Origin of the sequence: Streptomyces sp. NPDC003300 (assembly GCF_040610915.1) — a bacterium.
In the GTDB taxonomy this organism is placed as follows: Bacteria; Actinomycetota; Actinomycetes; order Streptomycetales; family Streptomycetaceae; genus Actinacidiphila.
This window is the reverse complement of record NZ_JBEXNE010000005.1, coordinates 114193-134176: the sequence shown is the minus strand read 5'-3', so window position 1 is coordinate 134176 and position 19984 is coordinate 114193. Positions and strand designations below refer to the sequence as shown.

The 19984-nt window shown below is 71.0% G+C and carries 22 protein-coding genes, 1 tRNA gene and 2 pseudogenes; 8 read left to right on the top strand and 17 right to left on the bottom strand.

Annotated features, from left to right (window positions below):
- The 4 genes from ABZX65_RS09655 (at position 1) to ABZX65_RS09640 (ending at position 3743) form a co-directional block, all read left to right on the top strand.
- Positions 1–525, top strand: a complete 525-nt coding sequence (locus ABZX65_RS09655) for a hypothetical protein (RefSeq protein ID WP_355336538.1) — start codon at positions 1–3, stop codon at positions 523–525.
- Entirely contained in the window at positions 518–1588 is a 1071-nt protein-coding gene (locus ABZX65_RS09650; protein WP_355336537.1) for a peptidoglycan-binding protein, read from the top strand. The genes ABZX65_RS09655 and ABZX65_RS09650 overlap by 8 nt, the downstream gene beginning before the upstream one ends.
- Before the next feature lie 86 nt (positions 1589–1674).
- Positions 1675–2517 carry an ABC transporter ATP-binding protein gene (locus ABZX65_RS09645; RefSeq protein WP_355336753.1) on the top strand — a complete coding sequence of 281 codons (843 nt, stop codon included), beginning with the start codon at positions 1675–1677 and terminating at the stop codon, positions 2515–2517.
- 62 nt (positions 2518–2579) lie between these two features.
- Positions 2580–3743, top strand: coding sequence for an ABC transporter permease (locus tag ABZX65_RS09640; RefSeq protein ID WP_355336752.1), 1164 nt, complete (start codon positions 2580–2582; stop codon positions 3741–3743).
- A 58-nt stretch (positions 3744–3801) separates the two neighbouring features.
- Here ABZX65_RS09640 and ABZX65_RS09635 read toward each other — a convergent pair whose 3' ends face one another.
- The 3 genes and pseudogenes from ABZX65_RS09635 to ABZX65_RS09625 form a co-directional block, all read right to left on the bottom strand.
- Positions 3802–4263, bottom strand: a complete 462-nt coding sequence (locus ABZX65_RS09635) for a PPOX class F420-dependent oxidoreductase (RefSeq protein ID WP_355336536.1) — start codon at positions 4261–4263, stop codon at positions 3802–3804.
- A 429-nt stretch (positions 4264–4692) separates the two neighbouring features.
- Positions 4693–6252: pseudogene (locus ABZX65_RS09630) on the bottom strand (MDR family MFS transporter); the annotation flags it as partial.
- A gap of 12 nt (positions 6253–6264) precedes the next feature.
- Entirely contained in the window at positions 6265–6747 is a 483-nt protein-coding gene (locus tag ABZX65_RS09625) for a MarR family winged helix-turn-helix transcriptional regulator (RefSeq protein WP_355336535.1), read from the bottom strand.
- Between the two features lie 263 nt (positions 6748–7010).
- On the opposite strand from ABZX65_RS09625, the gene ABZX65_RS09620 reads away from it, so the two are divergent.
- Positions 7011–7196: a hypothetical protein gene (locus ABZX65_RS09620; protein ID WP_355336534.1), complete on the top strand. Its 186-nt coding sequence runs from the start codon at positions 7011–7013 to the stop codon at positions 7194–7196.
- Positions 7197–7396: 200 nt separating this feature from the next.
- On the opposite strand, the gene ABZX65_RS09615 is transcribed toward ABZX65_RS09620, so the two are convergent.
- From ABZX65_RS09615 to ABZX65_RS09590, 6 genes are all read right to left on the bottom strand, one after another.
- Positions 7397–8221, bottom strand: coding sequence for a hypothetical protein (locus ABZX65_RS09615; RefSeq protein WP_355336533.1), 825 nt, complete (start codon positions 8219–8221; stop codon positions 7397–7399).
- Positions 8222–8274: 53 nt separating this feature from the next.
- Entirely contained in the window at positions 8275–9117 is an 843-nt protein-coding gene (locus tag ABZX65_RS09610; protein WP_093712083.1) for an RNA polymerase sigma factor SigF, read from the bottom strand.
- Between the two features lie 167 nt (positions 9118–9284).
- On the bottom strand, positions 9285–10112 hold the full coding sequence (locus tag ABZX65_RS09605) for an RNA polymerase sigma factor SigF (protein WP_188284485.1): 828 nt from the start codon (positions 10110–10112) through the stop codon (positions 9285–9287).
- A 250-nt stretch (positions 10113–10362) separates the two neighbouring features.
- Positions 10363–10656, bottom strand: a complete 294-nt coding sequence (locus tag ABZX65_RS09600; protein WP_355336532.1) for a Dabb family protein — start codon at positions 10654–10656, stop codon at positions 10363–10365.
- Between the two features lie 83 nt (positions 10657–10739).
- Positions 10740–10904 (bottom strand): hypothetical protein, encoded by a 165-nt coding sequence (locus ABZX65_RS09595; RefSeq protein WP_188284483.1) that lies wholly within the window; start codon positions 10902–10904, stop codon positions 10740–10742.
- Positions 10905–11156: 252 nt separating this feature from the next.
- Entirely contained in the window at positions 11157–13154 is a 1998-nt protein-coding gene (locus ABZX65_RS09590; protein ID WP_355336531.1) for an alkaline phosphatase family protein, read from the bottom strand.
- Between the two features lie 267 nt (positions 13155–13421).
- Between ABZX65_RS09590 and ABZX65_RS09585 the strand changes: the two genes are divergently transcribed.
- A complete protein-coding gene (locus tag ABZX65_RS09585; RefSeq protein ID WP_355336530.1) occupies positions 13422–14561 on the top strand; it encodes a Fic family protein in 1140 nt (379 codons plus the stop codon).
- On the opposite strand, the gene ABZX65_RS09580 is transcribed toward ABZX65_RS09585, so the two are convergent.
- From ABZX65_RS09580 to ABZX65_RS09565, 4 genes and pseudogenes are all read right to left on the bottom strand, one after another.
- Positions 14536–15135: a histone deacetylase gene (locus ABZX65_RS09580; RefSeq protein ID WP_355336529.1), complete on the bottom strand. Its 600-nt coding sequence runs from the start codon at positions 15133–15135 to the stop codon at positions 14536–14538. The genes ABZX65_RS09585 and ABZX65_RS09580 overlap by 26 nt on opposite strands.
- Positions 15136–15147: 12 nt before the next feature.
- On the bottom strand, positions 15148–15390 hold the full coding sequence (locus ABZX65_RS09575) for a hypothetical protein (protein ID WP_355336528.1): 243 nt from the start codon (positions 15388–15390) through the stop codon (positions 15148–15150).
- Positions 15391–15548: 158 nt separating this feature from the next.
- A complete protein-coding gene (locus ABZX65_RS09570; protein ID WP_355336527.1) occupies positions 15549–15878 on the bottom strand; it encodes a hypothetical protein in 330 nt (109 codons plus the stop codon).
- Positions 15879–15883: 5 nt separating this feature from the next.
- A pseudogene (locus ABZX65_RS09565) lies at positions 15884–16318 on the bottom strand (transposase); the annotation flags it as partial.
- A 268-nt stretch (positions 16319–16586) separates the two neighbouring features.
- Between ABZX65_RS09565 and ABZX65_RS09560 the strand changes: the two are divergent.
- A complete protein-coding gene (locus ABZX65_RS09560; protein WP_355336526.1) occupies positions 16587–17192 on the top strand; it encodes a Uma2 family endonuclease in 606 nt (201 codons plus the stop codon).
- Positions 17193–17285: 93 nt separating this feature from the next.
- Here ABZX65_RS09560 and ABZX65_RS09555 read toward each other — a convergent pair.
- The 4 genes from ABZX65_RS09555 to ABZX65_RS09540 form a co-directional block, all read right to left on the bottom strand.
- Positions 17286–17375, bottom strand: a tRNA-Ser gene (locus tag ABZX65_RS09555).
- 31 nt (positions 17376–17406) lie between these two features.
- Positions 17407–17841 (bottom strand): nucleoside deaminase, encoded by a 435-nt coding sequence (locus tag ABZX65_RS09550; protein WP_355336525.1) that lies wholly within the window; start codon positions 17839–17841, stop codon positions 17407–17409.
- Positions 17842–17873: 32 nt separating this feature from the next.
- A complete protein-coding gene (locus ABZX65_RS09545; RefSeq protein ID WP_355336524.1) occupies positions 17874–18413 on the bottom strand; it encodes a hypothetical protein in 540 nt (179 codons plus the stop codon).
- A gap of 271 nt (positions 18414–18684) precedes the next feature.
- Complete coding sequence (locus ABZX65_RS09540; protein ID WP_355336523.1) at positions 18685–19014, bottom strand: hypothetical protein; 330 nt, start codon at positions 19012–19014, stop codon at positions 18685–18687.
- Between the two features lie 169 nt (positions 19015–19183).
- Between ABZX65_RS09540 and upp the strand changes: the two genes are divergently transcribed.
- On the top strand, positions 19184–19819 hold the full coding sequence (upp, locus tag ABZX65_RS09535; RefSeq protein ID WP_355336522.1) for a uracil phosphoribosyltransferase: 636 nt from the start codon (positions 19184–19186) through the stop codon (positions 19817–19819).
- The last annotated feature ends 165 nt before the right edge of the window (positions 19820–19984 follow it).

Sequence of the window (19984 nt, the reverse complement as noted above, 5' to 3'; positions counted from 1 at the left end):
ATGTTCCTTACGAAGCAGCGCCGGCGCCTGCTCGGGTCCGTGGCCGCGGTACCGCTGACGATCGTGCTCCTCGGGGCCTGCGGCGGCGGCACCGACGGCGGCGGCACGGCTGACACCGGCAAGCCCACCGCCAAGGCGAAGAGCTTCGAGGACTGGCAGCTCGCCTTCTCCACGTGCATGCGCGACGAGGGCATCGACTTCCCCGACCCGGGCAAGGGCGGCCTCGCCGTCACCGAGTCGCAGGACGCCTCGGAGATGGCCGCGCTGGAGAAGGCCAGTACGAAGTGCCGCGGGACGCTCGGCGACCCGCCGCCCGTACCCGGCATGGAGAACAAGACGGACGAGCAGTTGCAGGAGGACGCGCTCAAGAGCGCCAAGTGCTTCCGCGACAACGGCGTGGACGTCCCCGACCCCGGCAAGGGCGTCATCGGCCTGACCGTCCCGCAGGACGCGCCCAAGGACGTGGTCGCCAAGTGCGCGAGCGGCGGCAACGCGGACATGGGGGGCGTGCGCCCCAATGGCTAGGAAACGCTTCGCCGTGACCGGCGCCGCCCTCGCGGTCGTCCTCCTGCTCGGGGGCGGCGGCGCCGCCGGGATCTACGCGTACGGCAGTGACCGCTCGCCCGCGACCGCCAAGGAGACCCCGCACGTCGAGACCGCGCCGGTCGAGCGCGGCACGCTCACCGGTACGACCAAGAACTCCGGCACCCTCGCCTTCGCCGTCGCGCGCGACATCGCGGGCGGCATGGACGGCGTGGTCACCCAACTGCCCGCCACCGGCACGCGGATCAGGCTCGGCCAGCGGCTCTTCGCGGTCGACAACGTGCCGGTGTTCCTCTTCCGCGGGCCGCTTCCCGCCTGGCGCGCCTTCCGCGCCGGGATGGACGACGGGCCCGACGTCAGGCAGTTGGAGCGCGGCCTCGCCAAGCTCGGGTACTTCGGCCTCGCACCCGACGAGAAGTTCACCGCGCGCACCGCGGAGGCGGTCCGCGCCTGGCAGAAGGCCACGGGCCAGCGCCGTACCGGCACCGTCGAACTCGGCCGCGTCGTCTTCGTGCCGGGGGACGTACGCGTCGCCGCCGTGAAGGTGTCCGTCGGCGACCGGCTCGGCGCGGGCGCGCCGGTCCTCGGCATCACGGGACTCGACAAGAAGGTGGACGTCGACCTCAAGCTCGCCGATCAGCAACTGGCCGTCGTGGGCGGCAAGGTGACCATCGACCTGCCCTCGGGCACGTCCACGAAGGGCACGATCACCGGTGTCGGGGTGCCCACGGAGAAGGAGGGCGGCACCGGCAAGGCCGTGGTGATCCCCGTCGTCGTCTCGCTGGCCGACCCCGCCGCGGTGGGCGCGCTCCAGCAGGCGACGGTGACCGTCAACTTCCCCTCGGCGACGCGCGAGCACGTGCTGTCCGTACCCGTCGGCGCCCTCCAGGCCCTCGACGGCGACCGGTTCGGGGTCGAGGTCGTCGGACCCGACGGCAGGACCACGCGCGTCCCCGTGAGGACCGGCCTGTTCGCGGGCGGCCGGGTGGAGATCTCCGGCGACGGCGTCGCCGAGGGTCAGAGGGTCGTGGTGCCGGGACTGTGAGCGACACCAGGGAACTCAGCGGCGGCCGCGACGAGTTCGGCGGCGGCGACAGCGGCGACAGCGGCGACAGCGTTGGCATCGTCGTACTGCGCGATGTCGAGCGCGGTTACGGCGAGCCTCCGGTACTCGCGTGCGCGGGAGTGAGCCTGACCGTGCGGAAGGGCGAACTGGTCGCGCTCGTCGGCCCCAGCGGCTCCGGCAAATCGACCCTCCTCAACCTGATCGGGACCCTTGACCGGCCCACCGCGGGCTCGGTCGCCATCGAAGGGGTGGATGTGAACGACCTCTCCGACCGTGCCCTGTCCGCCTTGCGCGCGCACCGGATCGGCTTCGTGTTCCAGCAGTTCCACCTGGCCGACGGCGTCACCGCGCTCGACAACGTGGCCGACGGGCTGCTCTATTCGGGCGTCCCCCGCTCCGAGCGGCGCGAGCGCGCGCGGGCCGTCCTCGACCGCGTCGGGCTCGCCCACCGCCACGACCACAAGTCGAACCAGCTCTCCGGCGGCGAGCGGCAGCGCGTCGCCATCGCACGCGCCGTGGTCGGCGACCCGCCGCTGCTCCTCGCGGACGAGCCGACCGGCAACCTCGACTCGGCCTCCGGCGCGGGGGTCGTCGAGCTCCTGCACGAGATCAACGCCCAGGGCACCACCGTCCTGGTCATCACTCACGACGCCGAGCTGGCCGCCCGCCTGCCCCGCCGGATCGCCATCCGCGACGGACGAGTCCTGTCGGACTCGGGCCCGGCCGGGGCGTCCAAAGCGCCCCAGCCTGCCGGAGCGGCCGAAGCGGCCGAGTCTGCCGGAGCTGCCAAAGCGGCCGGTGCGGCCGGAGCGGCCGGTGGTGCGGGAGCCGGTGGGGACAGCGGGCCCTCCGGGGGAGTGGCGCGAGGGGCGTCCTCTGTCGCCTCCGGCGAAAGGGCGTCGGCGTGAGCGCCCAGGCCACGGCGGCGGCCTCTCCACCGCGTCCGGGCCGGAGGCCGCCCCGCTCGCGCCTGCTCGGCCGCGACCTGCTGCGACTCGGCACGGTCGGGCTGCGCACCCGTCCCGCCCGCGCGCTCCTCTCGGCGCTGGGCATCGCGATCGGCATCGCCGCCATGATCGCCGTCGTCGGCATCTCCGCGTCGAGCCAGGCGAAGCTCAACGCCCAACTCGCCAAGCTCGGTACGAATCTGCTGACCGCGCAGGCGGGCAAGAGCCTCTTCGGGCAGGACACGAAGCTGCCGCAGGACACGATCGCGAAGGTCGGCCTCCTGGACGGCGTCGAGAGCACCAGCGGCTACGGCGACCTCAGCGTCCCGGTGTACCGCAGCCACTTGTCCGACAAGGACGCCACCGGCGGCATCACCGCCCGCGCGGCCGACCTCCGCCTGATCGGCACCGTGGGCGCCAGACTCGCGGCCGGATCGTGGCTCAACGCCGCCACCGCGAAGTTCCCCGCCGTCGTCCTCGGCTCGAAGACCGCCGAGCGGCTGGGAGTTGTCACCCCCGGCTCCCAAGTGTGGCTGGGCGAACGGTACTTCACCGTGGTCGGCATCCTCGAAGCGGTGCCGCTCGCCCCGGAGCTGGACACCTCCGCACTGGTCGGCACCCCCGTCGCGCGCTCGCAGTTCGGCTACGACGGCAGCCCGACCGTGGTGTACGAGCGCTCGGCGGACGCGGCCGTGGACTCCGTACGCTCCCGCCTCGGCCGTACGGTCAACCCGCAGGCGCCCGACGAGGTCACCGTGTCCAGGCCCTCCGACGCGCTCGCCGCGAAGAACGCCGCCGACCAGGCGTTCACCGGGCTGCTCGTCGGGCTCGGCTCCGTGGCCCTCCTCGTCGGCGGCATCGGCGTGGCCAACACGATGATCATCTCCGTGCTGGAACGCCGCCGCGAGATCGGGCTGCGCCGCGCGCTGGGCGCCACCCGCCGCCATATCCGGGCGCAGTTCCTCGCGGAAGCCCTGCTGCTCTCGGCGCTCGGCGGCGTCCTCGGCTCGGCCCTCGGCGTCGCGGTGACGGCGGGCTTCGCCGTCATCAAGGGCTGGCCGCTGTCGGTGCCGCCGGTGACCCTGCTGATCGCGGTCGGCGCGACCTTGTTCATCGGCGCGGTGGCCGGGCTCTACCCGGCGATCCGCGCCGCCCGCACCCACCCGACCGCCGCCCTGAGCGGCTGAGGGCAACGACCGCTCAGGGCGCGGGAGTCGGAACCTCCGACGGGACGGGGAGTGCGCGCTACGCCAGCCGGGCCGGGAAGCCGCCGGTGGCGATGGGGCCCCACCGCTCCGGGGTGACGCGGATCAGGGACTTGCCCTGCCGCACCATCGCGGAGCGGTACTCGTCCCAGTCGGGGTGCTCGCCCGAGATGTTGCGGAAGTACTCGACCAGCGGCTCGACGGACTCGGGGCTGTCGATGACCTCGGCGGTGCCGTCGACCTGCACCCAGGGGCCGTTCCACTCGTCGGAGAGGATCACGAGCGAGGCGCGCGGATCGCGGCGGGCGTTGCGCGTCTTGGCCCGCTCGGGGTAGGTCGACACGACGATCCGGCCGGAGTCGTCGACCCCGCAGGTGAGCGGGGACGCCTGCGGGCGGCCGTCGGAACGGGTGGTGAGCAGGATCGCGCGGTGCCGCGGGCGCACGAACTCCAGCAGCTCATCCAGCGTGACGGACGTATTCGTGGCGATGTTGGGAGCCATGCCAGCACCCTACGTCGGGCACCCGCGGATGCGGCCGCAGGCGCCTTCGGCCTTACGCCGAAACGGCGTCCGACGAGAGGGGGCGGGCCGCCGTGCCGTGACATCGGCTCCGGCGGCACGCCCTTCGTGCTGGGTCCCGGTGGACGGCCTCGGCCGTCCCCTGCTCCGGCCGTCCTCCGGGACCCGGTCCCGTCCGCCGCCCTGGACCTCTCCGCTGTGGGAACAGGACAGTCGGCCGGGAGTTCCTGCGGGCCGGGTGACCGGCCCTCCCGGTTACCGGGTCTGGTCGCCCGAGCGGTCCCGGACGGCTTCCGCCTCGGGCGTACCCGTCTGGGTGGCGGCGATGTCCGCCGCGCCGGTCTCGGCCGCCGCCAGCTCCGCGACGGCGACTTCCGCCGCCCGGCCCGTACCCGCCTCAGCCTGCTGCAAACCGCTGCGGGTGCGCAGGGCGGTCTCCTTGACGAAGATCACCAGCAGGAAGGAGAGCAGGGCGAAGGGCGCGGCGTACAGGAAGACGTCGCCGATGCCGTGGCCGTACGCGCTCTCCACGATCCCCCTGACGGGGGCGGGCAGTTGCTCGACGTCCGGGATGCCGCCGCCGGTCCCGGCGCCGGTGATGTGGTGGTCGGCGAGGCCCGTGGTGACGAAGTGCGTGACGCGGTTGCCGAGCACCGCGCCGAGCGCGGTGACGCCGACCGCGCCGCCCAGCGAGCGGAAGAAGGTGACCAGGGAGCTGGCCGAGCCGAGGTCCGCGACGGAGACCTGGTTCTGCACGGCGAGCACCAGATTCTGCATCATCATGCCGACGCCGAGGCCCAACAGGGCCATGTAGACGGCGACTTCCCAGTACGGGGTGTCGTTGCGGATCAGGCCGAGGGTCGCGGAGCCCGCGGTGAGCAGGACCGCGCCGGAGACCAGGAACGCCTTCCAGCGGCCGGTGCGGGTGATGATCTGGCCGGAGACGGTCGAGGCGATGAACAGGCCGCCGATCAGCGGGATCGTCATGATGCCGGACATCGTCGGGGTCTTGCCGCGGGCGAGCTGGAAGTACTGGCTCAGGAAGACCGTGCCGGCGAACATCGCGATACCGACGAAGAGGCTCGCGATCGAGGTGAGGGTGATCGTCTTGTTGCGGAACAGCCGCAGCGGGACGATCGGTTCGGCCGCGCGGGTCTCGGTGTAGACGAACAGCGCGCCGAGCACGAGGGACAGCGGCACCATCACGTAGCTCTGCCAGGACACCCACGCGTAGCTCTCACCGGCGAGCGAGATCCACACCATGAGCAGCGAGACGGCCGCGGTGATCAGGAAGGCGCCGGTCCAGTCGATCCGCACCTTCCGCTTGACCACCGGCAGGTGCAGCGTCTTCTGGAGCACGACCAGCGCGGCGACGGCGAACGGCACACCGACGTAGAAGCACCAGCGCCAGCCGAGCGTGGAGTCGACGATGACACCGCCGATCAGCGGGCCGCCGACGGTCGCGATGGCGAAGGTCGCGCCGAGGTAGCCGCTGTAACGGCCGCGCTCCCGGGGCGAGATCATCGCGGCCATGATCACCTGCGACAGCGCGGACAGACCGCCCGCGCCGACGCCCTGGACCAGGCGGCAGGCGATCAGCATGCCGGGGTTGGTGGAGAAGCCGGCCACGATCGAGCCGACCACGTAGATCACCAGCGAGAGCTGGATCAGCAGCTTCTTGCTGAACAGGTCGGAGAGCTTGCCCCAGATCGGGGTGGTCGCGGTGACCGCGAGAAGCGAGGCGGTGACCACCCAGGTGTACGCGCTCTGCCCGCCGCCGATGTCGGCGAGTATGCGGGGCAGGGCGTTGGAGACGATCGTGGACGACAGGATCGCCACGAACAGACCGAGCAGCAGCCCGGACAGCGCCTCCATGATCTGCCGGTGCGACATGGGCGCGGATTCCTGGCCGCCGTGGCCCGGTTCCGGTGCCTGCCCGTCCCGCTTGCCGGCCTGGGTTGTTGTTGCCATCTTCAGTCCTCTTCAGCCCGTCTGGGCGCGCGATATGTGGTGGGCGCCGCCGCGCGAGGCGGCGGAGCGGCAGTCGCCGAAGCTGTCACGCAGCCGGGCGAGCAGTTCGGAGAGCCGGGCCACGTCGGCGTCCGGCCAGTCGGCCAGATGGTCGGCGACCACGGCGGCGGCCCGGTCGGACGAGGACCGCAGTGTCCGCGTGCCGTGTTCGGTGAGCCGCAGCAGCCGTGAGCGGCGGTCCAGCGGGTCGGGGGCCCGGTCGATCCAGCCGCGCTCGACGCCGAAGGCGACATGACGGCTCGTCACGGACATGTCGACGTCGAGGAGTTCGGCGAGCCTGCTCATCCGCAGCTCGCCGTGGCGGTCGAGGGCGCCGAGCACCATGACCGCCGTGAGCGGGGTCTCGGGCGGCAGCCCCCGGGCGATCTCGCGGCTGACGACGAAGGTGGTGCGGAGCTGGTGTGCGAGTTCCACGCACTGCTCGCGGTCCGCCATACGACGGTCACCTGTCCTTCCGCTACGGGAGCTGCCTGTGAGTCCGCTGTGATCTTTGGTTGCCTGAAGCAACTGTAAAGTAGTTGGTTGTGCCAGACAAATTCTTTGCCCGGAATCGCGGCAAAGATTCAGCAAAGGAAACGCCTGTATCCGCCCAAGAGGTACGTGTCTGGGTTGCCTGAACGGCTCGGGCCGGAGGCCGTGTGGCCGCCGGGCGGGCCGGGGGTGCGGGCCCTTCCGTCGAGACGCTAGGGTCAGGCGGCATGTCGAACCCTGAGAACAACTACGACCCGGCCGGCAACACCCAGATGTTCCGTGCCTTCGTCGACGAGCAGCCGCCCGCCGCCGAGGTGCAGCGGGCGCAGGGCCGCAGCAAGGTCGGCCTCGTGATCGGTGTGATCGTGGCGGTGGCCGTGGTCATCGGAGTGGTCGCGCTCGCGATGCGCTGACCGCCCGCCCTGCCCGTCCCTACGCAGCAGGATGTGCCAACGGGGGCATATCGCCACGGATGTCCGTGGACAGGTCCGGGTACAGGTCGGTGGGCAGGTCCGTGGACGGGTCTTGACGGGTCCGTTGTCGGGGCTGTCACGGGGTCCACGGGCGGATCGGGGGACAGGCCGGGACCGGGTCGGCGCCAGGGCGGCGCCGGTCAGGACAGCGTGACGTCCCTGGTCTCGATGTGCATGCCCAGCGGCACCCGCCAGGCGTCCACGCACAGGTCCCAGGAGGCGGTGCGCGACGCCCCGCCCGCCAGCGGCACCGGCACGGGCTTCGCCGTCTCCACGGTCGCCCAGTCGATGCCGAGCCCGCCGATGATGTGGGTGCCGAAGGTGACCGTGCCCGCCGTCACCGGCAGACCCCCGGCGTTGGTGAAGGTGACGGCGACCTTCTCGCACCAGCGGTCCGCGTCCGCCGTGCGCGTGGGCGCGCTCACGGTCAGCCGCGCGGCCGTCGGCGGCGCCGTCGTGGCCCCGCCGGACCCGCCGCCCGGTCCCGTGCCCCCCGAGCCCGTACCCCCTGAACCCGTGCCGCCGCCCGTAGCCGAGCCCGGTCCCGTAGCCGAGCCCGGTCCCGTACCGGAGTCCGTGCCGCCGCCCGCTTGGGCCGTCGAGCCGCTGGCCGGTCCGCCGGGGGTCGTGGGGGTCCCGTGGGGCGAGGAGGGTGTCCGGGGCGCTCCGGAGGAGGGTGTACGCGGCCCCGTGCCGGTGTCCGTGCCCGAGGGCGTACGGGACGGCTTCGCGGCGCCGGGGGCCGGGCCGTCGAGCGGGACCAGGACCACGTCGCCGTCCGGGGGGACGTCGTGGGGAGCGCTCGGGGAGGGGCCGACGCCGCCGATCGCGACATGGCCGGTGGTGCCGCCGCCCGCGCAGCCGGTGGCCATGACGAGCAGGCCCAGCGCGGCGAGCGCCGGAGCCGTGGTGCGCAGCAGTGCTTGGGTCTTCCTCAACGCGACGTACGAGACCAACGCGACCATCACGTCAGTTTACTGACGGGGTGTCAGGTCGTCACCACCCCGTCAGTGCCACCTCATGCCTCTGCGGTGAGGCCGTCACGGAGCTGTGCGAGGGTGCGGGTGAGCAGCCGGGAGACGTGCATCTGGGAGATGCCGACCTCCTCGCCGATCTGCGACTGCGTCATGTTCGCGAAGAACCGCAGCATGATGATCTGCCGTTCGCGCGGCGGCAGTTGGGCCAGCAGCGGCTTGAGCGACTCGCGGTACTCGACGCCTTCGAGCGCGGTGTCCTCGTAGCCGAGGCGGTCCGCGAGGGTGCCCTCGCCGCCGTCGTCCTCGGGCGGCGGGGAGTCCAGCGAGCTGGCGGTGTACGCGTTGCCCACCGCGAGGCCGTCGACGACGTCCTCCTCCGACACCCCGAGGCAGACCGCCAGTTCGGCGACAGTCGGCGACCTGTCCAGCTTCTGGGAGAGGTCGTCGCTGGCCTTGGTGAGCGCCAGCCGCAGTTCCTGGAGGCGGCGCGGGACCCGGACCGACCAGGAGGTGTCGCGGAAGAATCGCTTCACCTCACCGACGATCGTCGGCATCGCGAAGGTCGGGAACTCCACCCCGCGCTCGCAGTCGAAGCGGTCGATCGCCTTGATCAGGCCGATCGTGCCGACCTGGACGATGTCCTCCATCGGCTCGTTCCGACTGCGGAAGCGAGCGGCTGCGTACCGCACGAGTGGCAGATTCAGCTCGATGAGCGTGTCACGTACATAGGTGCGTTCCGGGCTGTCCACCGGCAGTTCCGCGAGGCGCAGGAACAGCGATCGGGACAGCGTGCGGGTGTCGATGGCCTCGCCGTGAAGAGCATCGTGCGGTGCGGTCGCCGTGTCGGGCTTGAGCACCTTGGGACTGCCCACCTGTACGGACATGCCACCCCCTTGAGGTCGCGGACGGGTGTCGCGAGCGACGGTTGTTCCTCCACTGGAATACCGGAGGCCGGCTCGCGACAAACGCGGTACCCGCAGAATGTCACATGTCGGCAACACGCTGTAGCGCCATGTCGACATATCCGTGCAGGTGACTTAATCCTCTTCAGCTACGCTTCGAGCTGGTTTGCGGACCTCAGCCGCGCGAAGCTCCGGGACAGCAGACGGGACACGTGCATCTGCGAAACCCCCAGTTCCGCACTGATCTGGGACTGCGTCAGGTTGCCGAAGTAGCGGAGCAGCAGGATTCGCCGCTCCCGCTCGGGAAGCTGGACCAGAAGATGGCGGACGAGGTCGCGGTGCTCGACCCCGGACAGCGCCGGGTCCTCGTAGCCGAGCCGGTCGAGCAGCCCCGGCGCCCCGTCGCCCTCCTGCGCCGCCTCCAGTGAGGTCGCGTGGTAGGCGCGGCCCGCCTCCAGGCACGCCAGCACCTCCTCCTCGGCGAGCTTGAGCCGCTCGGCGATCTCGGCCGTCGTCGGCGACCTGCCGTGCAGCACGGTCAGGTCCTCGATCGCGCCGCTCACCTGGACCCACAGCTCGTGCAGGCGGCGCGGCACGTGCACGGTCCGCACGTTGTCCCTGAAGTAACGTTTGATCTCGCCGACGACGGTCGGCATCGCGAAGGTCGGGAACTGCACGCCGCGCTCCGGGTCGAACCGGTCGATCGCGTTGATCAGGCCGATCGTGCCGACCTGGACCACGTCCTCCATCGGTTCGTTGCGGCTCCTGAAGCGGGCCGCCGCGTAGCGCACCAGCGGCAGATTCACCTCGATCAGCGCGGCCCGCACCCGTGCGTGCTCGGGGGTGCCGGGCTCCAGCTTGGTGATCTGCTCGAAGAGCACCTGGGTGAGCGCTCTCGCGTCCGCCGCGTTGGCACTGGGCGTACGGGTTCTGCCTCGGGGATACGTTGTTGACGCCGTATGGGCCGACACCGGCACACCACACCCCTTATCGGTCCACTCATCCGGCAAAAGCGGTCATAGCATCACAATTCATGTCCGCTTTGTGCAAGCACCGCATATTGCCGTGTTGTACGAACCGGCGGCCCAGAAGTCCCCCGTCCGGCGGTGTGAATCCGGAGCGAAGGGTGCGCGGAGGTGGCGCGCGAGGGGGCTCAAAGGGCGCGAAAACGCCCCCCGCGGGTCGGCGGGGGGCGCGTGAACGCTCGTCGTGCGCTCGGCCGGGAGGTCAGATCTCCAGGTCCGCGATCACCCAGGTGGCGAACTCCGACCAGAGCGCGACGGCCGCCCGGTGCTCCGGGTGTTCGAGATACGCCGTCAGCGCCGCCGCGTCCGCGACGGTGGAATTGATGGCGAAGTCGTAGGCGATCGGGCGGTCCGTGATGTTCCAGCCGCACTCCCAGGAGAGCGTTTCCGGCACCTTCTCGCCGAGCTCGGCGAAGGCCCGCGCGCCCGCCTGGACACGCGGTTCGTCCTGCCGCACGCCCTCGTTGAGCCTGAACAGGACCAGATGCCGGATCATGGGACTCCCTCGCCGCCGGCATGCCGCCGCGTGCCGCTGGGTACTGGTGGTGCGCCGCCGGAGCGGCCGGGACGGCCCGCCGGTCAGTTGGCCAGGTCGTGCATGAACTTCCCGATGCTCTTCGCGGCGTTCGATATGCCCTGGAAGCCTACCTGGACGAGATCAGCGGCTCGGGCCGGCTGATTGATGATCGTGTAGAGGATGAAGATCACCAGTACGTACATGGTGATCTTCTTCGCCTGCGCCATGCGCCTTTGCCCTCCCCAGCCCGCAGCCCGCACCGACGGTCACAAGTGTGCAATCACGGAAGTCTATCCATCAGATGGCGTAATCAGACGGCCTGTTGTCCCAATCATCCTCTTAGAAGATGAAGGTCGGGCTCGGGTTCGTGGCAGGTCCGGAGCGTGGGATCGGCCTGTCGGCACCGCTTGCCGCCGCTTGCCGCGGCTTACCGCCGCTTGACCTCGCTTTGCCGTCGCTTTGTTTCCGCCCGCCCGCTGTCACGTCCTGCGGCGCCGGAGCAGCAGCCATGTGCCGCCCGCCGCCGCCAGCAGCACCACCAGGGCGGACCCGCCGGCGATCTCCGTGCCGGTCAGCCGGGCGCCCGGCCCCGAGGCGGCGGGCGCGCCCGTACCCGGTCCCGCCGTCGTGGCGTCCGCGGCCGACGCCGCGCCCCTGCTCGTACCGCTGCTGGTACCGCTGCTGGTACCGCTGCTGGTACCCGTGGTCGTACCGCTCGCCGTACCGCCCGACGCGCCTTCCGGGAGCGGGGTCCTGCGGCCGGGCGCCACCCGTACCGGCACGGTCTTCGCGACCGAGCCGTCCGCGTTCAGCAGCACCGCGCGCTGCTGGGGCCGGGCGAAGTCGAACATCGGGTCGAGCGGGTGCGCGGTCGCGTCGAAGGAGCCGTCGCCGATCCGGCCCGTACCCCAGTTGTCCTCGATGAAGCGCAGGACGGACGACTGGGTGGTCAGCGCGTGCTCGACGTGATCGCGCCGGGTGTAAGGGGACACGACCAGCAGCGGCAGCCGGGGTCCCGGACCGCAGCGGTCGAGGTAGCCGCCCGCGGCGGGCGGGCCGTCGGCGCACATGGCGGTGTCCGCGCCCGCGTCGGTGGAGCCGTTGGTGATCGCGGCGGCGACCTGGTCGTACCAGCCGTCGGAGTCGTCGTACGCCACGATCACCGCCGTGCTCGCCCACTGCGGCGACCGCTGGACCGCGTTGATCTCGCGGACCAGGAAGTGCTGCTCGTCCAGGGGGTCGGAGTAGCCCGCGTGCCCGTCCTGGTACTCGGCCGCCTTCAGGAACGACACCGCGGGCAGATTCCCGGCCGCGAGCGCCGTGTCGAAGTCGGTCAGGTCGTACTGGTGGTTGGCCCGGTCCTGGCGGCCGATCATCGCGGCGGACGTCGGCGGCAGGTGGTGCGGGTTCGCCGTCGACTCGTAGTACTGGAACGGCTCGTGGTGCGGCGAGTAGTCCACCGACGCGTTGCCGCCGACATTGGCGTGGGTCGCGCCGCAGACCGCCGTGCCGCCCGGCGAGGACGTCGGCGCGAAGCCGCCCTGGAACCAGCCCCAGGTCACGCCCTTGTCGTTGAGCAGGTCCCCGACGTTGCGGCCGCGCATCGCGGTGAGCTGGCCGCTCGCGGTGTGGTTGTTGTCCGAGCAGTCGTCGTACGCCGGGTCCGGGTCGGTGACGACCGTGCCGACCCCGGTCGTGGGGTCGGGGCTGCGTACGGTCGTGGACCGCTCCACCGGGACCTGCTCGCCGGTCTTCGGGTCGATCGAGACGCCGCCGTGCGTCTGCCCGGAGACCAGGCCGAGCGCGCCGGGCGTGGAGGGGCCGAAGACGTCGCCGAAGCTGTTGTCGCCCAGCGTGTAGTTCTGGGCGTAGTTCCACAGCGCGGTGACGGTGTTCCCGTCGAAGTAGTCCATCGTCAGGCCCGGACTCCCGTACAGGCCCGAGCACTTGTCGCTGCTCGTGTGCTGCACGAATTGGTCCATCGCGCCGCCGTCGTACGCCTGCTGCTCGGGCGTGTAGCTGTGGTTCTGGTCGCAGGTGAGCGCCTGCGACGGGCTCAGGCGGCGCGGCTGGTACTGGTTCGGGTTGTGCGTCAGCAGCCGGGAGCCGTCGCTGAGCAGATTCACCGGGGTCGGGGTGCCGGGGGCGGCCGTGAAGCGCGTGCCGTCGGTGTTCGCGGCCTTCGGATACGTACCGAAGTAGTGGTCGAAGGAGACGTTCTCGTCGAAGATGACCACGACGTGTTTGACCGGCGTGGCCGTCGCGGCCTCGGGTCCCGGAGCGCCGGACGCCCCGGACGCCCCGGACGCCCCCGGCGCCACGGCCAGCACGGCGGCGGCGGTCAGGGCCGTCGCGGCCAGCGCGATCCGCCCGCGGTGCGCGTGTCCGCGGTGTGCGTATCCCCGGTGTGCGTGTCCCTGGTGTACGTGTCCGCGCCGGACCCGCCCTCGGCTTCTCGTCCGCTCAGCCAGGTCCATGCTCCCGATCCCACCTTCGCTCTCGTGCCGCCCACACCAGACATATCAGGACACACCGACCGGAGTGCCGCCTTCGCCGATCCGCCCTTCGGTGAACGCGACCCCGACTCCGTACGAACGTACGGAGTCCGCCCCCCAAGGGGAACGCCCCCGCCCGCCCCGGACGCCCCCCGCGCGACGAGATCAGGCCACGCTGGCCAGCCCCGCGAGGTAGGTCGCGTTGAGAGACGGTTTGACGTATTGACGGGATGATGGTGTCATTGCGTCATGTTGTATGAAACGCCTGGCCTGGACGACGTGGATGAGCGGGTCCTCGGTGAGATCGAGGGGATGCGCGACCGGCTCCGGCTCCACCTGCGGACGCCGCGCCGTTGGGAGGGGCAGCTCCGCCGCAATCTGACAGCGCGGGCGATCGCCGGCTCGAACACGATCGAGGGATACGCGGCGAGCGTCGCCGATGTCGAAGACATCATGCTCGGCGAGGCGCCGATCGAGGCCGACCAGACGGTCTCCGCCGAGATCGAGGGCTACCGGCAGGCCATGACGTACATCCAGCGACTGACGGACGCCGGGCCGGACTTCGCCTACGGCAAGGGTCTGCTCAACGGTCTGCACTTCATGATGCAAGGCCACCACCTGCTCAAACGTCCGGGCTGGTGGAGGTCCGGTGCGGTGTACGTGACCTCACCCGAGGACCCGACCATCGCGGCCTACACCGCGCCTGACGCCGACTCGGTGCCGGATCTCATCGCGGAACTGGTCGTCTGGCTCAACGAGGGCGACCTGGAAGCGCCCGCTCTGGTGCGAGCCGCGATGGCGCACCTCAATCTCGTCGCGATCCACCCCTGGGCGGACGGAAACGGCCGGATGTCCCGCGCGCTCCAGACCTTGGTCCTGGCGCGGGAAGGGATCGTCGCGCCGGAGTTCTCCAGTATTGAGGAGTGGCTGGGCCGGGCCCGCAACACCTATCGCTACTACGACGTACTGGCGGAGGTCGGCGGCCCGGTCTGGACGCCGGACCGGGACACCCGCGCCTGGGTCCGGTTCTGCCTGCGCGCCCACCATCAACAGGCCCAGGCCGTACAGCGGCAGGTCGAGACCACCCGCACGGTGTGGTCCGCGCTTGAGGAGGCCGTCGAGCGACAAGGGCTGCCCGAGCGCACGCTGTACGCCCTGTACCCGGCCCTGATGGGAAACCGGGTCCGGCGGGCGACGTACCAGGCGGACGCGGAGTTGAGCGAGCAGCAGGCCCAACGTGACATCCGTGAACTCGTCAGGGCGGGATGGCTGTCGGCCCACGGTGAAGCGCAGGGGCGCTACTACGCACAGGGCCCCGGGGTGCCGGAGGAGATCGTTCGCGGAGTACGTGATCCGCGACCGCTCATCGAGCCGTACTCCGCGACGTGAGGCCCGCGAGGTAGGTCGTGATCGCTTCGGGGGGCCAGGTGTGGGCTTCGCGGAGGCCCGCGGCGAGGTGGGCGAGGTAGGCGGGGGACGGGGGGACCGGCTGGGCGTCGGGGGCGTGCCAGGGGGCGGTGAAGGTGAGGAGGGGGTGGGTTTCGAGGTCGCCGAGGTGGAGGAGGGTTTCGTAGCGGCCAGGGCCGAGGCGGTCGCGGCCCTCGGCGAGGACCCGGGTGAGGTCGAGGTCGTGGCCGGGGGCGGCGTACATCTCCTGGGCGGCGATGTCCGAGAACTGACCGAGGGTCAGGAGGTGGGCGCGGGCCCAGGCGCGGCCGGGGGCCAGCGGGTCGTAGAAGGCGCGTCCGCCGTGCCAGACCGGCGACCAGGTGGCGAAGTACACCGTCCCCGGCAGCTCGATCCCCACTGAGCGCTCCGGCATCCGCGGGTCGCGGCAACCGGGATACGTACGCCCGCCGCCGTCCGCGGTGTCCCGGGCCGTACCGCCCGTCAGGTAGCAACGCAGGCGCGCCAGCGACATGTTGGAGCCGTACGACACGTACCAGACCAGGCGCTCCGACATGGCGGGCATCGGTTACGGGCGGGGGGCCGTGGGTTCCGTCGCGGGCAGGCCGCGCGGGAGGACGTCGGGGAAGAGGCCGAACCTCGGTTCGCCGTCGCCGGGTTCGAGGGCCTGGGGATTGCGCCGGTGCGGGCGCGAGGCGCGGGCCGCGTCACCCGGCACCGCGAGGAATTCGTCGTGCGTCGACCCCGCCGGCCACCGCGGCGCGCCCGGCACCGCGCCTTCGCCGGTCGTGGCACACACGGGGGAGGGCATGGCTCCGATTCTACCGGGGGAGCGGGCCGGGTTTACTGAGTAACCGCTGGTCACTGAAGAGGTGAGGCTCGGGAGCAGTGATGTCCCAGCTTCCTACTGCTGTTGTCGATGACTCCGTTCGCGGAAACGGGTTCCGACTCAATCGCCGCGCGCGGAGCTCAGCAGTGGTCCTCGACGTAGAGCATGCGGTGTCCCGGCTCGGCGCGGAACTCGTGAGCCAGGTAGCGGCCGGTCGACCATGTTCCGCCGGGGCCCATGTACTCGTCTTTGATCCGGTCCCAGAGCAGGGGACGTTCGGCCGCCGTCGTGAGCCGGGGGCTCATACCGCCCATGTCTCCCCAGAAGACAAGTGTGGTGGCGTCCTTGACCAGCCGACGGACGATGCGCAGGTCAAGCCGCTTGCGATGAAGAATCCAGCTCGTCCCTTCGTCGTCAAGGAGGGTCAGGGGTCCGCTCAGACTGTCGGGGCTGGCGGAAAAAGACTGCATACGTCGATTCTTCCATGCGCCTTCACCGCGGCGACGTCGGCGAAGGCCGCCAAGGCGTCTGGGAAGTCGAACCTGTCCAGGCTGCCACCGACGGCGGCGAGGAACTCGGCTCCGAGAGTCGTGCCGATGCCCGGGACGCTCAGCACGATGTCAGCGAGCTCGTGCTCGCGAAACCGGTCCTCGATGAGCTTGTCCAGCTCGACAACATGCTCGTTGAGGGCCATCGCCAGCCGAGTGACCCCGGCACGGCGGATCGCATGCGGAGTCTGGCAGCCCGTCAGCAGCCTGAGTGGGCCGGTGTTGGCCATGTCCAGGGCCCTCTCCAGGGCCGGGAACATGGACAGCGGGGTGCCGCGCAGGCGGTTGACCACGCGGGTGAGGACCTCCTGGCCGTGGCTGACCAGCAGCGCCAGCAGCAGCGCGGGCTCACCGCTGGTCACCCCTGGGCGACCCAACCCTACGAATGGCTCGATCAACCCGATCAAGAAGGTAGAGCCGTTTGGGGGGGCGACAGGCGCGCGGCGCGGCTTGGGAGCCATGCGCTCATGGATCGTTGTTCTTCGGCCGGTCCCGGAACGCCGCAGGCCGGGGCAAGTCCGCCTTGGCGATGGCCGCGGTGGCATGCAGACTCGCAGGAGCAACCGCGTCAGTCGGTTGCAGGCGCTTCACTGGCTCGGGTGCCGGTTGAACCCACCGTACGGAGGAGTCGTGACCGAAGCAGCGGACCCGCAGGTCTACGCACGTATGCGGAAGATCGCGGAGGAGCTCTGGCCGCTGGCGGACCGCTTGCAAGGGGCTTGGGCGATCGAGATCGGAGCTGCCGGGGTCGTCGTGATGATGAGCCCGGTCAACCGCCACGAGGCCATCGCCACCCGCGTCGTCCGCCAGCTGAACGCTCAGCTCCCGGCCACGCATCCGGACCGTGACATCGTCGCCCAGTCAGGTGCCGAAGTGGAGCACCCGGCGGTGGGGCGGATGCGCCGACCGGACGCCGTCGTCCTCCCGCTCGACATCCTGGAAGAGCCGAAACCGACAGTCGACCCCGCTGACCTGCTCGCGGTGGTCGAGGTGGTCTCCGAGTCCAACCCGGACAACGACTACGTCGAGAAGGCCGCCGACTACCCCGCGATGGGCATCCCGCTCTACCTGCTCATCGACCCTCGCAAGGGTCTCGTCTTCACCTACGCCGACCCCGCCCCCGGCTCCAGCGGCCCGCACTACTCCACCGTGCTCCCCTACGTCTTCGGCGACCAGGTCCCCTTCGGCCCCTGGACCATCGACACCAGCGACTTCAAGCGCTACGACGACGAGTAACGGCCACGAAGGGTTCCCCGGCGAACGGCCCTCCGACGAACACGTTGAGGGGCCCGACCGCAGTGCGGTCGGGCCCCTCAACTTCGCTGTTCATGGCGGTAGCGGTGGGATTTGAACCCACGGAGGAGTTGCCCCCTCACACGCTTTCGAGGCGTGCTCCTTAGGCCGCTCGGACACGCTACCGAGAGAGATCCTAGCCCACGCGGGGGGGTGGTCAGAAATCGGTTGTACGGAAGAAGCGGGTGAGGAGGGCGGCGGAGGGGGTGGGGAGGACGTCGGGGATGACTTCGGGGCGGTGGTTGAGGCGGCGGTCGCGGACCACGTCCCAGAGGGAACCGGCGGCGCCCGCCTTGTCGTCGGCGGCGCCGTAGACGACGCGGTCGAGCCGGGAGAGGACGATCGCGCCCGCGCACATGGTGCACGGTTCGAGGGTGACCGCGAGGGTGCAGCCGGTCAGGCGCCAGCCGCCGACGGAGGCGGCGGCGCGGCGGATGGCCAGGACCTCGGCGTGGGCGGTCGGATCGCCGGTGGCCTCGCGCTCGTTGCGGGCACGGGACAGCACCGTGCCGTCGGGGGCCAGCACGACCGCGCCCACCGGTACGTCACCGGTGAGCGGGGCCTGTGCCGCCTCTTCCAGGGCCAGCCGCATCGCGGCGACCCAGGGGTCCTTCAGAGGGTCTGTCAGCGGACCGCCTCCAGCACGTCCCCGCACCCCAGCGCGTCGGCGATCTCGCCGAGCGCCTCACCGGTCAGCGCGCCGTCACCGCTGAGCGCCAGCAGTTCCCTGGTGCTCATGCCGAGATCCGTGAGGATGTCGGTTTCGCCGAGCGGACCGGTCGGCACATGGTCTTCCGAGGGGCCCGCCACGGCGTCCTCGGTCTCGTCGTCCTCGCCGTCCTCGGTGCCGTCGAGGTCCACGAGTTCGTCCAGGTCCTCGGGGTCGCGGCCCAGCACTTCGTCGGTGAGCAGGATCTCCCCGTACGAACTGCGGGCGGCGGCAGCCGCGTCGGACACATAGATCCTGGGATCCTCTTCACCGTCCACACGGATGACGCCGAACCAGGCGTCCTCCTGTTCGATGAAGACCAGAACCGTTTCCTCCTCGTCGCCGGCCGCGCGGGCCAGATCGCTCAGATCGGCGAGGGTTTCCACATCGTCGAGATCGGGTTCGCTCGCTTGCCAACCGTCCTCGGTGCGCGCGAGCAGTGCGGCGAAGTACACCGTGACTCTCCCACAGGGTCTCAGGCCGTCCGGACCGGATGGGGGCCGCTTTCGACTTCCGTTGGCCCCACCCACTCGGCATCGTGGCAGAAACCGGGGCGTTGCGAAGGGTCTTCTGCACCGCGACGTGCCAGGTCTTCGTCACTTCTCTGGAAAGTCCGGCCATCGGGGGCCCGGAACGGTCACCCGTACGGTACTGATCCGTCACGCTGTGTACGCGGCGCGTACGCGGCGTATACGTGATCCGTACCCGTTCACGCGCGCGGCGCGGTCACCAACGGAAGGTGCGCATCCGCATTTGCTGACGGAGCCGGGCGACCCGGGCGCGTCGCGGCTGGACCCGCTCGCGCAGCTCCTTGGCCTCGTTCAGCTCCCGCAGGAACAGCGCGCGCTTGCGGCGCCGCTCGATGTCCGTGTCGCGGGCGGGGGAACGGCCGGGAGACCGGTCAGCGGATCGGTCGGCAGTACGGTCCGCGGATCGGCCCTCAGATCGGTCCGCAGCGTCGGCGGGGGCGCCGTCGGTGGCGCGATCCGGAGTGCGGTCGGTGCGATCCGCGTCACGGTCGATGGCTCGGTCGGTTGCTCGCTCGGGCTCCGGCATCTCGGGCACCATCCCTGGGGCTCGCTTCACCCGGAAGGCACACCGGGCGTATCTGGCCAGTTTCCCTCGTTCGCGCCGTTTACCCCACGCCAGGCGCAGAAGGTGCGCGGAGCCGGGCTGCTCATCGCACTGGCGACGCGCCCCCCACCCGGCGGATACAGTCATATTCATGCGTCTCCATGTTGTCGACCACCCGCTGGTCGCGCACAAGCTCACCACCCTGCGCGACGAGCGCACCGACTCGCCGACGTTCCGGCGGCTCGCCGACGAGCTGGTCACCCTGCTCGCCTACGAGGCCACCCGCGACGTGCGGACCGAGCAGGTCGACATCCGCACCCCGGTCGGCCCGACCACCGGGGTCAGGCTCTCCTACCCGCGCCCCCTCGTGGTGCCGATCCTGCGCGCCGGGCTCGGCATGCTCGACGGCATGGTGCGGCTGCTGCCCACCGCCGAGGTCGGCTTCCTCGGCATGGTCCGCGACGAGGAGACGCTGGAGGCGGCGACGTACGCCACCCGTATGCCGGAGGACCTGTCGGGACGGCAGGTGTACGTGGTCGACCCGATGCTGGCGACCGGCGGCACCCTGGTGGCGGCGATCGACCTGCTGATCGACCGCGGCGCCGACGACGTCACCGCGCTGTGCCTGCTGGCCGCGCCCGAGGGCGTCGAGTCGATGGAGCGCGCCCTGGCGGGCAAGCCGGTCACCGTGGTCACGGCCGCGGTCGACGAGCGGCTGAACGAGCGCGGCTACATCGTGCCCGGCCTCGGCGACGCGGGCGACCGGATGTACGGCACGGTGAGCTGACAATCGGCCCGGCCCGACCCGGCGTGTCGCGGACGCCCCGGAAGGGCTGAACGGTCCGGACGGGCTGAATGACCGAGACGGGCTGAACGGTCCGGACACCCTGAACGCTGTCCGGCCGCTGATCCGACAAGCGGAGGGGCGGGACCTGGCTCAGGTCCCGCCCCT